At 47.6% G+C, this 16,416-nt stretch carries 14 protein-coding genes and 7 pseudogenes; 14 read left to right on the top strand and 7 right to left on the bottom strand.

Annotation, left to right across the window (positions count from 1 at the left end; translation table 11 throughout):
• The first annotated feature begins 13 nt into the window (after positions 1-13).
• From gspG to C1192_RS24080, 8 genes are all read left to right on the top strand, one after another.
• The gene (gene gspG, locus C1192_RS24115) at positions 14-469 is read left to right on the top strand and encodes a type II secretion system major pseudopilin GspG (protein WP_038355921.1); all 456 of its coding nucleotides are present in this window, start codon (positions 14-16) and stop codon (positions 467-469) included.
• Between the two features lie 3 nt (positions 470-472).
• Positions 473-1,036 carry a type II secretion system minor pseudopilin GspH gene (gene gspH, locus C1192_RS24110; protein WP_038355922.1) on the top strand — a complete coding sequence of 188 codons (564 nt, stop codon included), beginning with the start codon at positions 473-475 and terminating at the stop codon, positions 1,034-1,036.
• Positions 1,033-1,404 (top strand): type II secretion system minor pseudopilin GspI, encoded by a 372-nt coding sequence (gspI, locus tag C1192_RS24105; RefSeq protein WP_038355923.1) that lies wholly within the window; start codon positions 1,033-1,035, stop codon positions 1,402-1,404. Before gspH ends, gspI begins: the two co-directional genes overlap by 4 nt.
• Positions 1,401-2,003, top strand: a complete 603-nt coding sequence (gene gspJ / locus C1192_RS24100) for a type II secretion system minor pseudopilin GspJ (RefSeq protein ID WP_038355924.1) — start codon at positions 1,401-1,403, stop codon at positions 2,001-2,003. The genes gspI and gspJ overlap by 4 nt, the downstream gene beginning before the upstream one ends.
• Complete coding sequence (gene gspK / locus C1192_RS24095; protein WP_038355925.1) at positions 2,003-2,980, top strand: type II secretion system minor pseudopilin GspK; 978 nt, start codon at positions 2,003-2,005, stop codon at positions 2,978-2,980. The genes gspJ and gspK overlap by 1 nt, the downstream gene beginning before the upstream one ends.
• On the top strand, positions 2,977-4,170 hold the full coding sequence (gene gspL, locus C1192_RS24090) for a type II secretion system protein GspL (protein WP_038355926.1): 1,194 nt from the start codon (positions 2,977-2,979) through the stop codon (positions 4,168-4,170). The genes gspK and gspL overlap by 4 nt, the downstream gene beginning before the upstream one ends.
• Positions 4,157-4,693 carry a type II secretion system protein GspM gene (gene gspM / locus C1192_RS24085; protein ID WP_038355927.1) on the top strand — a complete coding sequence of 179 codons (537 nt, stop codon included), beginning with the start codon at positions 4,157-4,159 and terminating at the stop codon, positions 4,691-4,693. The genes gspL and gspM overlap by 14 nt, the downstream gene beginning before the upstream one ends.
• 529 nt (positions 4,694-5,222) lie before the next feature.
• Positions 5,223-5,480: a hypothetical protein gene (locus C1192_RS24080; RefSeq protein WP_052463077.1), complete on the top strand. Its 258-nt coding sequence runs from the start codon at positions 5,223-5,225 to the stop codon at positions 5,478-5,480.
• A gap of 28 nt (positions 5,481-5,508) precedes the next feature.
• Here C1192_RS24080 and yoeB read toward each other — a convergent pair whose 3' ends face one another.
• Positions 5,509-5,763: a type II toxin-antitoxin system mRNA interferase toxin YoeB gene (gene yoeB / locus C1192_RS24075; RefSeq protein WP_038355928.1), complete on the bottom strand. Its 255-nt coding sequence runs from the start codon at positions 5,761-5,763 to the stop codon at positions 5,509-5,511.
• On the bottom strand, positions 5,760-6,011 hold the full coding sequence (yefM, locus tag C1192_RS24070; RefSeq protein ID WP_038355929.1) for a YoeB-YefM toxin-antitoxin system antitoxin YefM: 252 nt from the start codon (positions 6,009-6,011) through the stop codon (positions 5,760-5,762). Before yefM ends, yoeB begins: the two co-directional genes overlap by 4 nt.
• A gap of 630 nt (positions 6,012-6,641) precedes the next feature.
• Here yefM and C1192_RS24065 point away from each other — a divergent pair.
• A complete protein-coding gene (locus C1192_RS24065) occupies positions 6,642-8,588 on the top strand; it encodes a DUF4116 domain-containing protein (protein ID WP_052463078.1) in 1,947 nt (648 codons plus the stop codon).
• Positions 8,589-8,774: 186 nt separating this feature from the next.
• On the opposite strand, the pseudogene C1192_RS24060 reads toward C1192_RS24065, so the two are convergent.
• Positions 8,775-9,002 (bottom strand): annotated as a pseudogene (locus C1192_RS24060) (helix-turn-helix domain-containing protein); the annotation flags it as partial.
• Between the two features lie 181 nt (positions 9,003-9,183).
• Positions 9,184-9,627 (bottom strand): annotated as a pseudogene (locus C1192_RS24055) (ISNCY family transposase); the annotation flags it as partial.
• Positions 9,628-9,977: 350 nt separating this feature from the next.
• On the opposite strand from C1192_RS24055, the pseudogene C1192_RS25785 reads away from it, so the two are divergent.
• Positions 9,978-10,088 (top strand): annotated as a pseudogene (locus tag C1192_RS25785) (hypothetical protein); the annotation flags it as partial.
• Between the two features lie 279 nt (positions 10,089-10,367).
• Positions 10,368-12,041 (top strand): NEL-type E3 ubiquitin ligase domain-containing protein, encoded by a 1,674-nt coding sequence (locus tag C1192_RS24050; protein WP_441006753.1) that lies wholly within the window; start codon positions 10,368-10,370, stop codon positions 12,039-12,041.
• A gap of 70 nt (positions 12,042-12,111) precedes the next feature.
• On the opposite strand, the pseudogene C1192_RS24045 reads toward C1192_RS24050, so the two are convergent.
• A pseudogene (locus tag C1192_RS24045) lies at positions 12,112-12,258 on the bottom strand (tail fiber assembly protein); the annotation flags it as partial.
• A 70-nt stretch (positions 12,259-12,328) separates the two neighbouring features.
• On the opposite strand from C1192_RS24045, the gene C1192_RS24040 reads away from it, so the two are divergent.
• The gene (locus tag C1192_RS24040) at positions 12,329-13,537 is read left to right on the top strand and encodes an IS256-like element IS1414 family transposase (protein ID WP_103194764.1); all 1,209 of its coding nucleotides are present in this window, start codon (positions 12,329-12,331) and stop codon (positions 13,535-13,537) included.
• 334 nt (positions 13,538-13,871) lie between these two features.
• Here C1192_RS24040 and C1192_RS24035 read toward each other — a convergent pair.
• Together C1192_RS24035 and C1192_RS24025 are read right to left on the bottom strand one after the other, a co-directional pair.
• A pseudogene (locus C1192_RS24035) lies at positions 13,872-14,687 on the bottom strand (IS630 family transposase); the annotation flags it as partial.
• Between the two features lie 644 nt (positions 14,688-15,331).
• Complete coding sequence (locus tag C1192_RS24025) at positions 15,332-15,724, bottom strand: DUF4158 domain-containing protein (protein ID WP_038356022.1); 393 nt, start codon at positions 15,722-15,724, stop codon at positions 15,332-15,334.
• Positions 15,725-15,883: 159 nt separating this feature from the next.
• Between C1192_RS24025 and C1192_RS25780 the strand changes: the two are divergent.
• Together C1192_RS25780 and C1192_RS25775 are read left to right on the top strand one after the other, a co-directional pair.
• Positions 15,884-16,156 (top strand): annotated as a pseudogene (locus tag C1192_RS25780) (recombinase family protein); the annotation flags it as partial.
• Positions 16,148-16,402, top strand: a pseudogene (locus tag C1192_RS25775) (Tn3 family transposase); the annotation flags it as partial. The pseudogenes C1192_RS25780 and C1192_RS25775, both read left to right, overlap by 9 nt.
• Positions 16,403-16,416: the final 14 nt, after the last annotated feature.

Below are 16,416 nucleotides of genomic sequence, written 5' to 3'. Positions count from 1 at the left end.
ACGGAGTTATCACATGAATTCGTTATCCCTCACGCAAAAAACACGTGCAGGCTTTACCCTACTGGAAGTGATGGTGGTGATTGTTATTCTTGGCGTTCTGGCAAGCCTTGTCGTGCCTAACTTATTGGGTAACAAAGAGAAAGCGGAACGGCAGAAAGTCATTAGCGATATCGTAGCGCTGGAAAATGCACTGGATATGTACCGACTGGATAACGGGCGTTATCCGACTACTGAACAGGGACTTGAGGCGTTGATCCGGCAACCGGCCAATATGGCTGATTCCCGCAATTATCGTACCGGTGGGTACATCAAGCGACTGCCAAAAGATCCGTGGGGCAATGATTATCAGTATCTCAGTCCGGGTGAAAAAGGGATGTTTGATGTTTACACCTTAGGGGCGGATGGTCAGGAAAACGGAGAAGGGGCTGCCGCAGATATCGGTAACTGGAATTTACAGGAGTTTCAGTAATCAGTGCCTGGACGCGGATTCACTCTTCTGGAAATCATGCTGGTGATTTTCCTGATCGGCCTTGCCAGTGCAGGCGTGGTACAGACTTTTGCGACCGATTCTGAATCGCCTGCGAAAAAAGCGGCGCAGGATTTTCTGACTCGCTTTGCGCAGTTTAAGGACAAGGCAGTGATCGAAGGGCAAACACTCGGTGTGCTAATCGACCCGCCCGGCTACCAGTTTATGCAGCGTCGCCAGGGGCAGTGGTTGCCCGTATCTGCGACCCGATTATCGGCACAGGTTACGGTGCCGAAGCAGGTGCAGATGCTGTTACAACACGGAAGTGATATCTGGCATAAGGAGTATGCGCTGGAGCTGCAACGTCGCCGCCTTACACTGCACGATATTGAACTGGAGCTACAAAAAGAGGCGAAAAAGAAGACGCCGCAAATCCATTTCTCACCTTTTGAACCCACCACGCCGTTTACGCTGCGTTTTTACTCTGCGGCGCAAAACGCATGTTGGGCGGTAAAACTGGCGCACGATGGCGCGTTATCTCTCAGTCAATGTGATGAGAGGATGCCATGAAGCGCGGTTTTACCTTGCTGGAAGTGATGATCGCGCTGGCGATTTTTGCGCTGGCTGCTACGGCGGTGTTACAGATTGCCAGCGGTGCGCTGAGTAATCAGCAAATTCTTGAGGAGAAAACGGTAGCTGGCTGGGTAGCCGAAAATCAGACCGCACTGTTCTACCTGATGAACCGCGAGCAGCGGGCTGTCAGGCATCAGGGCGAGAGTGAAATGGCAGGAAACCGCTGGTACTGGCGAACGATCCCACTGAATACAGGCAATGCGCTGCTCCAGGCGGTGGATATTGAAGTCAGTCGTCACGAAGACTTTTCGCAGATCATACAGTCACGACGTGCCTGGTTTAGCGCCACCGGAGGCCCGCAGTGAGAAGGATTTGCTCTGGTTTTACGTTACTGGAAATGCTGGTTGCAATCGCTATTTTTGCTTCGCTGGCGCTGATGGCGCAGCAGGTAACAAACGGCGTCACACGCGTGAATAGTGCTGTCGCTGAACACGATCAAAAACTAAACCTCATGCAGCAAACGATGAGTTTTCTGACTCACGATCTGACCCAAATGATGCCGCGCCCGGTAAGAGGCGATCAGGGGCAGCGGGAACCGGCGTTACTTGTCGGAAATGGCGTCCTGGCGTCCGAAAGTGAAGGGATACGTTTTGTGCGTAGTGGCGTGGTCAATCCGTTGATGCACCTGCCGCGCAGTAATCTGCTCACTGTCGGTTACCGCATTCATGACGGTTACCTCGAACGGTTGTCCTGGCCGGTGGTCGATGCGGCAGGAAGCGTGAAGCCGACAAAGCAAAAATTAATCCCAGCGGATTCGCTCCGTTTGCAGTTCTACGATGGCACGCGCTGGCAGAAGAGCGGGGCATCACAGCAGGCGCTCCCTGTGGCGGTACGCATGACCCTGCATTCACCGCAATGGGGCGATATTGAACGCGTCTGGTTGTTACGCGGGCCGCAATTATGATGATCATCTCACCACCAAAACGCGGAATGGCACTGGTCGTGGTGCTGGTATTGCTGGCGGTCATAATGCTGGTAACCATCACACTTTCCGGGGGGATGCAGCATCAACTGGGGAGAACGCGCAGCCAGCAGGAGTACCAGCAGGCGCTGTGGTATAGCGCCAGTGCAGAAAGCCTGGCCCTGAGCGCACTCAGTCTGAGCCTGAAAAATGAAAAACGTGTGCATCTGTCGCAGCCGTGGGCCGCCGGCCCCCGTTTTTTCCCACTACCGCAGGGGCAAATTGCCGTCACCCTGCGCGACGCGCAGGCCTGCTTTAACCTGAATGCACTTGCTCACCCGACGAAGACGTCGCGTCCGCTCGCGGTACAACAACTGATTGCCCTGATCTCGCGCCTTGAGGTGCCTGCTTATCGGGCCGAACTGATTGCAGAAAGCCTGTGGGAATTTATTGACGAAGACAGCAGCGTGCAAACGCGTCTGGGCCGTGAAGACAGTGAATATCTCGCTCGCCCGGTACCTTTTTACGCCGCTAATCAGCCGCTGGCTGATATCAGCGAGATGCGTGTCGTGCAGGGAATGGACGCCGGGCTCTATCAAAAACTCAAACCGCTGGTCTGTGCGTTGCCGATGAACAGCCAGCAAATAAACATCAACACCTTAGACGTCGCGCAAAGTGTGATTATTGAGGCACTGTTCGACCCGTGGTTAAACTCCGCCCAGGCGCGGGCATTATTACAACAACGTCCGGGGAAAGGTTGGGAAGATGTCGATCAGTTTCTCGCGCATCCGCTACTTGTTGACGTCGATGAGCGTACGAAAAAACAGCTAAAAACCGTCCTGAGCGTGGGCAGTAATTACTTCTGGCTGCATTCAGATATCACCGTGAATGAGATTGAACTGACGATGAAATCACTAATTGTCCGCATGGGTCCACAACACTTTTCGGTGCTCTGGCATCAGACAGGAGAAAGTGAGTGAGTTCCGTTTTTGAGATTTTTTTCCCGTTTTGCGCCTCTGATCCTATTCGCTGGCAACGCCGTACAACCGACGCGGAACACGGCGTCTGGCCTGACGTCGCCGATGAACGTCTCCTGCAATGGCTGCAAACAGATACGATTCGACTCTACATTCCCGGCGAATGGATCAGCATCTGGCAGGTTGAACTGCCTGATGTCGCCCGCAAGAAGGTACTAACTATTCTGCCCGCATTACTTGAAGAAGATCTGAACCAGGATATTGACGAGCTGCATTTTGCGCCGTTAAAAATTGACCAGCAACTGGCAACTGTGGCGGTGATTCACCAGCAGCATATGCGCAATATTGTGCCGTGGATGCAGGCAAACGGCATCACCCGTGCCACCGTCGCACCGGACTGGATGTCCATTCCTTGTGGATATATGGTTGGCGATGCGCAAAGGGTTATCTGCCGAATTGATGAATGCCGTGGATGGAGCGCCGGGCGGGCGCTGGCCCCGGTAATGCTTCGCGCTCAGATCAATGAGCAAGAGTCACCGCTTACGCTGACCGTGGGCGGGATCGAGCCGGAAGAGTTATCCACATGGGCTGGTGCAAACGCCGAACGACTGACAGTTGCGGTTCTGCCAGCCATTACCACATATGGAGAGCCTGAAGGGAACCTACTGATCGGACCGTGGCTACCTCGCGTCAGTTACCGAAAACAGTGGGCGCGCTGGCGGGGGATGATTCTGCCGGTATTGCTGCTCCTGGTTGCGCTGGCAGTGGAACGAGGCGTGACATTATGGAGCGCCAGCGGACAGGTGGCGCAAAGTCGCGCGCAGGTCGAGAAACAATTCTTAACGCTGTTCCCTGAACAGAAGCGGATTGTAAATCTGCGCTCCCAGGTCTCGATGGCGCTGAAAAAATATCGCCCGCAGGTCGATGATACCGATCTGCTCGAAGAATTGTCTGCGATCGCCAGTACCCTGAAGTCGGCATCACTTTCCGACATTGAAATACGGGGGTTCACCTTTGATCAAAAACGCCAGACGCTTCACCTCCAGCTACGGGCCGCTAACTTTGCCAGCTTTGACAAACTACGAACCATACTGGCGGCAGATTATTCTGTGCAACAGGACGCGTTACAGAAAGAGGGGGATGCGATTTCCGGTGGTGTAACGTTGCGGAGGAGAGAACATGTTACGCGATAAAATTATTCACTGTTTTCAGCAATGGTGTGAGCCCCTGTTAAGTCGTGGTGAACACTGGCTCACACAACACCTGTCGGGGCGTTCGCCGCGAGAAAAGGGCATGTTACTGGCCGCGGTGGTGTTCCTGTTTTGCGCGGGCTATTACGCACTTATTTGGCAACCGCTTAATCAACGGGTTGAGCAAAATGAGACAATATTGCAGCAGTTTTTGGCGATGAACACCCAGTTGAAGAGTGCCGTGCCAGATATTGTTGCAGCACGCAAATCTGGCATAACAACGCCTGTGCAGGTATCGCGGGTAATCAGTGACTGTGCTTCCGAGCATTCTGTTGTAATCATGCGAATAGCTGAGCGCGGGGAGAATATTCAGGTCTGGATTGATCCTGTGGTTTTTAATGATCTGCTAAGTTGGTTAAACGTGCTGAACGAAAAGTATGCGTTGCGGGTTAAGCAAATTGATGTCAGTGCAGGCGAAAAGCCGGGAATGGTGAATGTGCAACGGCTGGAATTTGGACGAGGGTAGATATTGTCATCCACTTAACCCCGGTATGATGTACAAAAAAGAGACGAAAGCCATACAGGAATATAGCCTCACCATTGTTGTATCCGGGGAGACTATTCTTCCTGAGTCTGCTGGTACTTATGAGATTACAGGTAAACGAAGATCCTGAATTACCGTGATTCTTACTCAGCGCCTTCCGGCGGACTATAATTAGTTACAACATTCTAATGGAAGCTCATCAAAACCCCCGCGTCATGCCACCACAATGCCCTAACGATCCCCTAAAAAATCACGAGGTCTCAAACCAAGATATTCGGGGGTTTTTGTTAAAGAATAGTATGTTGTAACTAATGTGCTATCTGTCAGAAGTATGATTGGATGTTATGGTGTATCTCCACGTAAACAGGCCGTCAGAGTCATTTATGCGTCGGCATCGCGTTAAGCCCGCAGGGTATCGCAGCAAGGCTCACACCACGCTGCACCGTCAGGTTGAGGCCAATGCTGTCCGTGCGGCCCACGTAGTGGGTACGTCCGGAGGAGGGCACTAACAGTGAAGTTCGGGTTAAATAAACGACCTCTGGCAGCGCAGTTGTCAGATCCGGTTATTCAAAAGCTGAAAACGTTGGTCATTTACCCGAAAGACGTCGGGATCGCGCAGTTTGACGTTGATGCTTCCAATTATAGTCTGGAGAGTCAGAACCGCCCCCCCAGACCGGACAGGTCGGCGGCACTTAAACGGGAACATGAAGCTGTGGCATACGATACGGGGTTGCGGGAACAGATAGAGGCATCCATTGACAATACGTGACGAAAGAGCAACTGTCTTTGGCGCGGCCTCAATAGTGGTAACGGCATGCCGCAATTAGCATTGAATCGTCAGTGACTGCATATACCAGCCGGTGCTCTTCTGTAATTCGTCGGGACCAAAAGCCCGAGAGATTATGCTTTAAGGGCTCTGGTTTTCCTTTACCTTCAAACGGAGTTCTACGGGTGTCCTTGATTAGTTCATTGATCTTTTTAACCATGCGCTTATCCGTCTCCTGCCAATACAGATAATCGTCCCACGCTTCCTCAGACCAGGTTAGTTTCACTCAATGATATCCTTTTCCGTGCCTCTTCCTGATTTTAGACTATCGATTGAATCCATCAACCTCCGGGCGTTAGTAGGGGATCGCAGAAGATACGCAGTTTCTTCGAGGGAGTTATATTCTTCGAGCGACATAAGAACACAAGCCTCTCCGTTCTGACGAGTGATCAGAATTGGGGCGTTATCTTCAACAGCTCTCAGCATCGTTGAAGATAAATTCTGGCGTGCTTCGCTATAGCTGATGGTACGCATGTTAATCTCCTTTGTTGTACTTATTATTGTACAACTACAGATGGCTAATAACTAGTTATTAATTTGACTTAAAATCAATAAGTTGCATGAAAAGCACTGTTATTCTACCGAACTGGTACTTGACCTGCCGTATTTTCACTCTTCTCAGGTTGACTGTATTATTTGGCTGGTTAAAATCCGACCAATCCTTACCATGAAATCCCCGGAAACGGGCCTCTGTATGTTATTTTTCTGTAAGATGCTGGCATACTGGTTTTCACAGGAGGAACCCTGACATACTGTACTGAAAGGTATGGAAGCTGACCGTAGAGAACAGGCATAGGTGTAGAGTTGGTCTCAGCGAGCGGCTGACCTGTATTCAGCATCCGGGCTTACTGGCTATGCAGATGCAGAGTTGTTGAAAAGATAAGGTATTTTTATGATCACCTCCAGTTTGTTCCCCTTTAGGAAAACATGTCCTGGCAAAAATGTAGCGATATTTGGCACAGATATTTAGACTAATCTCTGTTGAAGAGAATATTTTAGTAATATGATACCGGTAGTAACTAAGTTTAAAACATTATTCGATGCTAAATAATAGTATTAGCTCTGTCTTTATTTCACAACCATATACAATGAAAGGATTTATTTATGCCAATTGAAAATACGCAGAATAACGTCATGTCAGTGTATAGTAAAAATATCACTGAAAATAAAAGCAAGGCAAAAATACAAAAAAAAATACAAAAAAAAATACAAAGCGTTGCGAATGATATGATACAACCTGTAATAAATGAAAAGAGTTTACTAGAGAAACAAAACTTAGCGTCAAACATTATAACAAAAACCATACGAAATTCTGTGGCTGATAAAGCATATTCTCACATGTTTTCTACAGGAAAAGCATGGAAAGAGATGGAAATGTCATCGACAGGAATTAAAATCATGCGGCAACTATCGACGGATAACATTAGAAAGCTTTACCGAGATCTAACGCCGCTTAATGAGAAAGAGACGATTTTTTTTGATCGAATGCTTAAGATGAAGTTTACCGCCACACATGCTTCAAATGCAATAATTACAAATGAAAACAATACAATGGAGCTGTTTTCTCGGAAGAAATTAGAACAACGTGCTATAGACTTTGAAAAAAATCATACGGAACCAGACGATATCAACGAAATTGGCAATGATGATTTCGTATTCTTTTCTCTTGAACCTGGAGAAGGGGGGAAGAAAAACAGAAGTAGATTTGGTAAGTATATATATACTGTTGATTTTGACAACCCAGTATTTACACAGATCGCATGGGGGAGTTTACAGGATCAAATTCTGAATCAGACTGGTAATGTCAGAACGCATATCAAGGGGTTGAGTGAAGAAGCTTATAATTACCTATCGGAGCGAAATATAGAAAATAAAGAAACGATGTTCATAGGAAAAGATATAAAAACAGGATTAGTAATGTCTCTTATAAAACTATTCCGAAATATACCAGATGATGATAAAGAGAAATTACTTTCTATTAACACCGTAGATGGAATGAATAAATTAATCAACGGAATTTTTAGACCAGAAATAAAAGTGCCTCGGCATTTTTTTTCTAAAGATGTAGGTGTCTATTTTACTGATGTAAAGGGGTTGAAATTGACATCTTCCGATTTTGATAACAAGCATCAAATGTTAAGTGCAATAAAAGAATGTGCGGATGCTTTCTTTTTCGCATCTTCACGGTTAAAAGAGGATGAAGAATTAATTATTGAGGCAATGCCTGATAATTTAAAAATATTAGGACATGTACCTGAAAAAGTAAAAAATGAAAGAGCGCTTGCATTGAAATTAGTTTCAACAAATGGCCTCGCCCTTTCTTATCTTCCTGATAACTTTAAAGACGATCTTGAAATAGTTCAACAGGCAGTCAAAAATAACTCCGATGCATTACAATTTTCCTCGACCAGACTAAAAAACGACCGCTCCGTTGTTTTATTAGCTATGCAACATGATGAACAATCACTAAAATATGCTTCTGAGCAATATCGAGATGATGAGACATTGGTTTTTCCGCTCATCAGAAAAGACGGATTGTTTTTACAATATGTTTCAGATAGATTAAAAAATGATAAGTCTCTCGTTTGCAGTGCGATTAATAATAATATTTATGCCATAAAATATGCATCAGAGGAATTACGTAATAGTGATATTATGCGTAATGCTATTAAAAATGATAGTGCTCTTTTAGAGTTTGCCTCAAAAAGATTAAGAGATGAAGAAAGTCTTATTCAAGAAGCTATTCAAAAAGATAGCGATGCTTTGATGTATGCTTCAGATAGGATAAAAAATAATGAGGAAATTGTTTTACAAGCTATTCAAAAGAAAGGTCAAGCATTAGAATATGCCTCTGATAGTCTTAGAAATAACATGAGGATTGTTTCGACAGCTGTAATACAAAATGGTCTGGCCTTAAAGTTTGCATCAACAGAGCTAAGAGATAACGAAGACATAGTTATGTTGGCAATAAAAAATGATGATAGGGCATTACGCTATGCTTCAGATAGAATTAAAACGAAGATTATGTCAATGAAAGCACACCTTGATTAGCACTAACAGATGGCAACCTCTGAAAACCGTCATCTGAGTAGTCAGAGGTTGGATAAATTACCCTGAAAATGCCGAGCTTATCGCTGTAAAATGCGATAGGTTTACCATGCTTACGTATGCCGTCATGAGTCTCATCCTTTGCAAGCAGTGATCGCGCTGTGGTGAGACTATAGCGCGGACATGTCTAAGGCCTTGCGGAAGTTGATTATTGCTGGGTTTTCCGCGACGACGATTAGCCATACCAAGCGGACCATGCTCGCGATAACGTGAAAGAAGACGCCGACACTGGCGATCGGAAATGCCCAGGCGCTGTGCGGCCATCTGCGTTGTCAGACGTCGATCGATAACATCCTGGATAATCTTGAGTCGGTTAACTTCATCCAAAGTGAAAAACTCCGCTGCGAGAGCCGCCATGGTAATCTGATCCTACCCACGTAATGTGGACACGGCCCTAAGCGAGATTATGGTTTTCAAATGCTCGCTAGAAATGTCCATATGTTGAAAAGGCTGCTGCGAAAATATCTTCCGCAGCAGCCTCTTTAGCATAATTTACTCCGACTTTTCCACATTTCCTTTATATATCACAGCATTGAAACTATTTCCTTTTACCGAAAATCTCTCCAGAACGTGACTGCAACGTCTTCAACGCTTCTAACATGTCGTCGCCGTTCAGTGACCGCTGGGATTTTTTGTCTGTTAGTTTTCTGCGCCGCCTCGAAGGACCATCACCGGATGGGATCGCCTGTGAACGGTTGTTGTCGCGTTTATCCTGAACCAGTTTGATAAACTCAAGTGTGCGTCCGAGGCACTTGTTGTCAACGATAACTCCCTGGTCGATTTCTGAAAGGCGATCATAAGTGGAGTAGGGAAGAACAGCGCCATTAAGGCGGAGTTCTTTACGACCATCTGGGTAATGCCAGACCTCGATATATTTCCCGATAGCCTTTCTGCTTAACTCACTGTCTTCAATGAGATACAGAACTTTGTCATACTGCACCGTCAGGGATTTTGACACACGACGGGGTTCCCGCCACGTGAAAAATGCTGTCAGATCATCAGTTTCCAATGCCAGTGGTTTGCCATGCTTTTCCAGATAGCCCCGGGTGGCTTCAAAATAGGTGAAGGTCGATTCCGATTTCACGAAACGAAGGTGCGCATAATGTATTTTATGTTAAATGCATGACTCCAGATACCTGACGAATACGTCAAGCCACAGAACTCTAACTTTCCGAAAAAGTATCGTTTCCTGATATAAGTCAGGCTTCTTTACCTTAAAATACAAAGTAAATTCAGTATATTAGAATGTTGGGTAACACTCCTTCCAACAGCATTCCATTATAGCATTAACAATATATCATTTTAGCATCCATTGACTCAGGTGAGGTTACCATGCCATCTGTTCCTTCCTCTCATTCATCAACAGGACGTCTTTCTTTCCCACAGCCTGCAGAGACTCAACTTATCAGGGAGCAGTATCTTTCTGAGTGGACGGAATGGGCTGAAAGCTGCGCCCCCGGTGAAAACAGGGCGTTAGCCTTTAGCCGGCTAAAGCTGTGCCTGGAGAATAATGAAAGCCATCTGGATTTATCGGCATCAAATCTGACTTCTCTGCCGTCATTGCCTGAGCATGTCATGTCACTTAAAATTGACAACAATGCCTTAACTTCACTTCCCCGGTTACCTTATTCCCTTGAAAAAATAGAGGCATCGTTTAATCAACTGGAGACTCTCCCTGAATTGCCGGGGTCATTGAAAGTACTTGACGTAAGAGGCAATTGCCTGTCCACACTTCCTGAACTGCCATCGTCTCTTGAAGAGATCCATGCTTACAGAAATCAGATATCGGTACTGCCTGAACTTCCAGTATCATTGAAAGTCCTTTACGTGAGTGGCAATCGTCTGACCATGCTTCCTGAACTGCCCTCATCTCTTGAAGACATCGCGGTCAGAAGAAATCGGATAACCATGCTTCCGGCATTACCTTCTTCGCTGCAAGTACTCAGTGCAGGAGGGAATCGCCTGTCCATACTGCCCGAATTGCCATCATCACTGAAAGAGATTCATGTTTCCGATAATCTTCTGTCCGAACTCCCGGAGCTGCCCGCATCACTGAAAAATCTTAATATAAGCTACAACCGACTCTCTGCTCTTCCTGAATTACCGGCATCACTGAAAATACTTAATGTATGCCATAACCATATCTCCCTCCTCTCCGGCCTGCCAGCATCGCTGGAGTATCTTAATATATGTGATAATCAACTAACCACACTCCCCTCCCTACCTGCAACGCTGGAAACGGTCAATGCGCAACATAATGCGCTGGAAAGTCTGCCAGATTTCCCTGCGGGACACCGTTCAGGCGCGAGAGTGTACTGGTTTAACCACAACCGGCTCACCACTGTTCCGGAAAACATACTCAGCCTCTGTCCTGAGAGTACGGTCATTATCTCCGATAACCCCCTGTCTTCACGGACAAGACAAACGCTGTTACGGCAAACTACGGGACTAAACTACCGTGGCCCGCAGATCCACTTCTCCATGAGCGACGGGCAGCAGCATACGCCAGTCCGTTCCCTCCCTGAAGCCGTGGCTGCATGGTTCCCGGAGTCCCTCCGGTCTGAGGTATCCCAGAGATGGGCGGCATTTACAGACGAAGAGAACGCAGCCACCTTCTCCGCCTTCCTCGACCGTCTTGCAGACACAGTGACGGCACGCAATGCCCCGGGATTCGCTCAGCAGGTGAGTGAATTTCTGGAAAAACTCAGCATGTCTGAAGCACTCCGCCAGCAGTGTTTTGCCGTTGCCGCCGATGCGACGCGGAGCTGTGAAGACCGTGTGGCCCTGACGTGGAATAACCTGCAGAAAACGTACCGTGTTCATCAGGCTTCGGAAGGGGAATTCGACAGCGACCTGACAGGACTGCTCAGCCTTGGCCGTGAAATGTACCGTCTGGAAGTGCTGGAAGAAATAGCCCGGGAGAAAGTCAGAACGCTGCATTTTGTGGATGAGATAGAAGTCAGTCTTGCTTTCCAGACGATGCTGGCGGAGAAACTGGAGCTCAGCACCGCGGTGCGTGAAATGCGGTTCTACGGGGTATCCGGAGTGACAGAGGATGACCTGAGTAGCGCGCTTGTGCGCGTCCTCAGCCGTGAGGAGAGAGAATTTGCGGAGTGGTTTGCGCGGTGGTCTCCGTGGCATGCAGTACTGAAACGAACGGAAGCAGAGCGCTGGGCGCGGGCGGAGGAGAAGAAGTATGAGATGCTGGAGAGGGAATATCCTCATCGGCTGGCAGAGCGGCTTTCGGCGCTGGGTCTGAGCGGTGATGGTGATGCGGAAAGGGAGGCCGGAGTGCGAGTAATGGAGGAGATAGAAACGGAGATTTACCGTCAGCTGACTGACGAGGTACTGGCCCTGCGATTGCCTGAAAACGGCTCACGCCTGCACCATTCATAATCACATCGCATAAACCGCAGACCGGACTGATTCCGGAAAAACGCAGGCCCGAATCCCCGGGCCTCATTAATCACTCTGGTTTATCCGGCCAGTCAGGAGCTGCGGTGCCCACTCGACTGACCAGAACGCTGTAGCGTTCCCATGACTCCAGTCGTGCGCGTTCCTCATCCGTTGCCATATTCAGCCTGACAGCGCGCTCCAGTTGCCGAATAATGGAGCCTGTACATAGATTTGTGTAATTGCCTGATTTTGATATGTTCAATCCAGCATCAAATGAAGGTTAATTTATGGACGAAAAACAGTTACAGGCTCTGGCTAACGAACTGGCCAAAAACCTCAAAACCCCTGAAGACCTCAGTCAGTTTGATCGGCTGCTGAAAAAGCTCAGCGTTGAAGCCGCTCTCAATGCAGAGATGACACACCATCCTGGGTATGAGAAAAATCAGTCCAGACCAGGAGCTAACTCCCGCAACGGTTTTTCCACAAAGACCGTTATCACAGGCGACGGTCCACTGGAACTGCGTACTCCGCGCGATCGTGACGGTACCTTCGAACCACAACTGGTAAAGAAAAATCAGACCCGTATTACCGGGATGGATAACCAGATCCTCTCGTTGTATGCCAAAGGGATGACCACCCGTGAGATAGCTGCTGCGTTCAAAGAACTGTATGACGCAGATGTTTCACCGGCACTGATATCAAAGGTTACCGATGCCGTGATGGAGCAGGTTGTAGAATGGCAAAACCGACCACTGGATGCTGTTTACCCCATTGTTTATCTTGACTGTATCGTCCTGAAAGTTCGGCAGGACAGTCGCGTCATCAACAAATCGGTGTTCCTGGCACTGGGCATCAATATCGAAGGTCAGAAAGAACTGCTGGGTATGTGGCTGGCCGAAAATGAAGGGGCGAAGTTCTGGCTCAATGTGCTGACTGAACTGAAAAACCGCGGTCTGAACGATATCCTCATCGCCTGTGTGGATGGCCTGAAAGGCTTCCCGGATGCCATCAACACAGTATATCCGAAGGCCCGCATCCAGTTATGCATCGTGCATATGGTGCGCAACAGCCTGCGCTTCGTGTCATGGAAGGACTACAAAGCCGTCACTCGCGACCTGAAAGCGATTTATCAGGCTCCCACGGAAGAGGCAGGCCAGCAGGCACTGGAAGCGTTCGCTGCGGCCTGGGACTGTCGCTATCCTCAGATAAGCCGAAGCTGGCAGGCTAACTGGCCGAATCTTGCCACGTTCTTCGCTTATCCAACGGACATCCGCAAAGTGATCTATACGACGAATGCCATCGAGTCGCTAAACAGCGTGATCCGCCATGCGCTCAAAAAGCGTAAAGTGTTCCCGACAGACGACTCGGTGAAAAAAGTGGTGTGGCTGGCAATCCAGTCTGCGTCCCAGAAATGGACGATGCCGTTGAAGGACTGGCGAATGGCAATGAGCCGCTTTATTATCGAGTTCGGTGACCGCCTGGACGGTCACTTCTGAGAAAAGGCATTTACACAGAATCTTAAACAGGCTCGGAGATCCTGATGTCAGGAGTGCAACACCCGACATCAGGATTTTCAGTTATTCGCGGAACCGATATGAAGGGAATGCAGTAACTCGTCCGCCTCTCCTTCGGCCAGGACAGCAGACGTCTCAGTACATCCGTCAGCGATGCATGAGGCTTCAGATCGTTCATCTTTGCTTAAAATTTATCCTTCAGGGGGTTATATATTGTCGTCGCCACTGTGTTTTCTTTTCCGGTGAACACTGGCGGATACTGTAGTGATGTGATGGATGCTCCTCTCTCAGCGCTAAATAGCAGCGCCTAATACCGCTACACTTTTGCCAGCCCATGTTTGCCTCCGGGGAATGGGCTGACGATTTCCATAAAATGGCGAACTTTTTTCAGCAGTTGCCACATTGAGCGGCACTGATAATTGCGCGTTATTGTGTCGTGCAGTGCCTGCCATAGCCGTTCCACATGATTCACCCATGGCGAGTAAACCGGCTGATAAATGACCCTGAGCTTCGGGTTCTCCTTCAGCCAGCGCTGTGTTTCCCGGCTTTTGTGAATAATGTAGTTGTCCACGATCAGCGTGATAGTTTTCGCCCGACGGTATGTCGCTTTAAGCCGATTCAGCAGGCTGATGAATAGCGCCGAACTTTTGCTGTTGCCGCTCACATAGCTGACTTTGCCCGTTCCGCTGTGCAGCGCTTCGGTCAGATAATATTTTTCATTCTGCCCCGGTGTCACCATGCGTTTCTGTTGTCCACATAGCTGCCAGTCTGCACTGATTTTGGGATAAAGATGGATATCCACTTTATCTTCATAAAAGACCGGATACTCTGTGCTACATTCGTCCAGTGCTTTGTGGATTGCCGCCATCTTTTCATCTTTATGCGGGTCACGGATACGCAGGGTTGGCGCGACTCTTCGCCACACAAGCCCCGCAGACGGTAACCAGCTACGGGTTCGTCTAGCAGGTAATGATTTCAGCCCTGCAACACCCGACAGCGTGAACCAGTTAATCCAGTGTCCGACGAAGGAATGGGCACAGCAGAGTGTTCTGGTAACATCGCTGACGCGGTCGCCCCGATGCAGTATCAGTATGGCCGTCAGCCAGCGGACATAATTTTTATCGTGCGTTTTCTGGTTCCCTCAAAGTGATCTACTATTCCGCGCAGCTATTTAGTCTTGCCACACTTATGCTGAGTGTTTTTTTCAGAGGTACCACATCATGAACGTGATAAAAGCCATCGGCGTCGATCTGGCTAAATCTGGTTCGCAACCATATATCCGGCGTCGTTAGTCGGTTCAATGACTTGCGCCATGATGTCATCCGAGCCTTGTATCCTAATTACTACACTGGTATTGGATTACCCAAGTCAAGTTCAGGCTATTACAGGGACGGTTGCCGTTTTCTCGTCAGTGCCTGCAAACTCAGAGATATAATTCAGAATTAATGATAGTTTTCAGATATTGAAGCTAGTGTCTTGACGTTCAATGTGTATGATTGGAATCATTTCCCAACAACTTCCCCATGTGACTCTGGTGGCATTAATTCTTTCAAATCGAAAAAGTATCGTTTCCTGATATAAGGCAGTTTTATTTACCTTAAAATAGAAAGTGGATTCAAAATATGAGGTTTGAATATGCTCAGTCGTGTTTTTCCATGTTTATCCTTAAATAATAAGAACAGCCACCTCCCGCAGATATCCGGCCCTGTATTATTATCCACAACCATCACGACTGATGGATATTCAGTCTTTAACAAAAAGATGAGCCAGCATGAGTTACAGATAAAAGTAGGCAGCAGAACAGGAAGTCTTAGATTTACTGCAACAGAAATGCAGTGGCTGGCAAAAATCAATGAAGGTTCTTTTAGACATAGTTATATCAACTTCATTATCTATCTTTGGATAGTATTGCTGAATTATATACTTAACGTCTTTTTTCGTTTTTGTGTCAGAAAGATTAGGAATCGCAGGTTTATATCTGAAATATCCGATAAGTAAAATCATGTATATTCTACTTTCTATTTTTGCTATCTTATTAACTCTTCTGCGTAAATTTTTATCTAAAGAGAAATACTCTTCTCTTTCAGCCGGGCTAAATGCAGGGATTTGATATAACTCATTTACCTCATTGTTAGTTAATATTTTGATTCTTTTTTTTCTGTTTTGCATACATCCCTCTGCATGTTAAATAAATGTATCTCAAATTAACTGTCTGAAATGTTATAAATTGTCGGACATACAAAAATAGCTTCATTTCCATGTCCATTAAATCGATTTTCTGTTATAACAGACACCATATGTCCGATATTTGATTTAGGATACATTTTTATGCGACTTTTTGGTTACGCACGGGTATCAACCAGCCAGCAGTCCCTCGATATTCAGATCAAGGCGCTTAAAGAGGCGGGAGTGAAAGCCAATCGTATCTTTACCGATAAGGCATCAGGTAGTCATACCGATCGGGAAGGGCTGGATCTGCTACGCATGAAGGTGGAGGAAGGGGACGTCATTTTGGTGAAGAAACTTGACCGTCTTGGCCGCGACACTGCCGATATGATCCAACTGATAAAAGCGTTTGATACACAGGGTGTAGCGGTCCGTATCGGGAGGCAGGGGGAAATTCGCGATCGCACGACAGAGGGGCAGCACTACCGAATCGCCGGGCTCAATTTATTGACCGCGGTGATCATTTACTGGAATACCGTCCATCTTGGTCATGCCGTCGCGGAGCGGCGGAACGAAGGGTTGGATGTTCCCCCTGAATGTCTTCCCCACATATCCCCATTGGGCTGGGCTCACATTCTGCTGACTGGCGAATATCTTTGGCCCAGGGAGCCGAAAGCTTAGGGTGTCATTTCGCC

Origin of the sequence: Escherichia marmotae, from assembly GCF_002900365.1 — a bacterium.
Classification (GTDB): domain Bacteria; phylum Pseudomonadota; class Gammaproteobacteria; order Enterobacterales; family Enterobacteriaceae; genus Escherichia; species Escherichia marmotae.
This window is presented reverse-complemented; position numbering and strand designations above follow the sequence as displayed.

Coding starts and splice junctions, on each gene's coding strand:
- C1192_RS24065 (WP_052463078.1), top strand. CDS start 6,642: ATGCCAATTGAAAATACGCAGAATAACGTCATGTCAGTGTATAGTAAA.
- gspI (WP_038355923.1), top strand. CDS start 1,033: ATGAAGCGCGGTTTTACCTTGCTGGAAGTGATGATCGCGCTGGCGATT.
- yefM (WP_038355929.1), bottom strand. CDS start 6,011: ATGCGTACCATCAGCTATAGCGAAGCACGCCAGAATTTATCTTCAACG.
- gspM (WP_038355927.1), top strand. CDS start 4,157: ATGTTACGCGATAAAATTATTCACTGTTTTCAGCAATGGTGTGAGCCC.
- C1192_RS24025 (WP_038356022.1), bottom strand. CDS start 15,724: ATGCAAAACAGAAAAAAAAGAATCAAAATATTAACTAACAATGAGGTA.
- gspG (WP_038355921.1), top strand. CDS start 14: ATGAATTCGTTATCCCTCACGCAAAAAACACGTGCAGGCTTTACCCTA.
- gspK (WP_038355925.1), top strand. CDS start 2,003: ATGATCATCTCACCACCAAAACGCGGAATGGCACTGGTCGTGGTGCTG.
- C1192_RS24040 (WP_103194764.1), top strand. CDS start 12,329: ATGGACGAAAAACAGTTACAGGCTCTGGCTAACGAACTGGCCAAAAAC.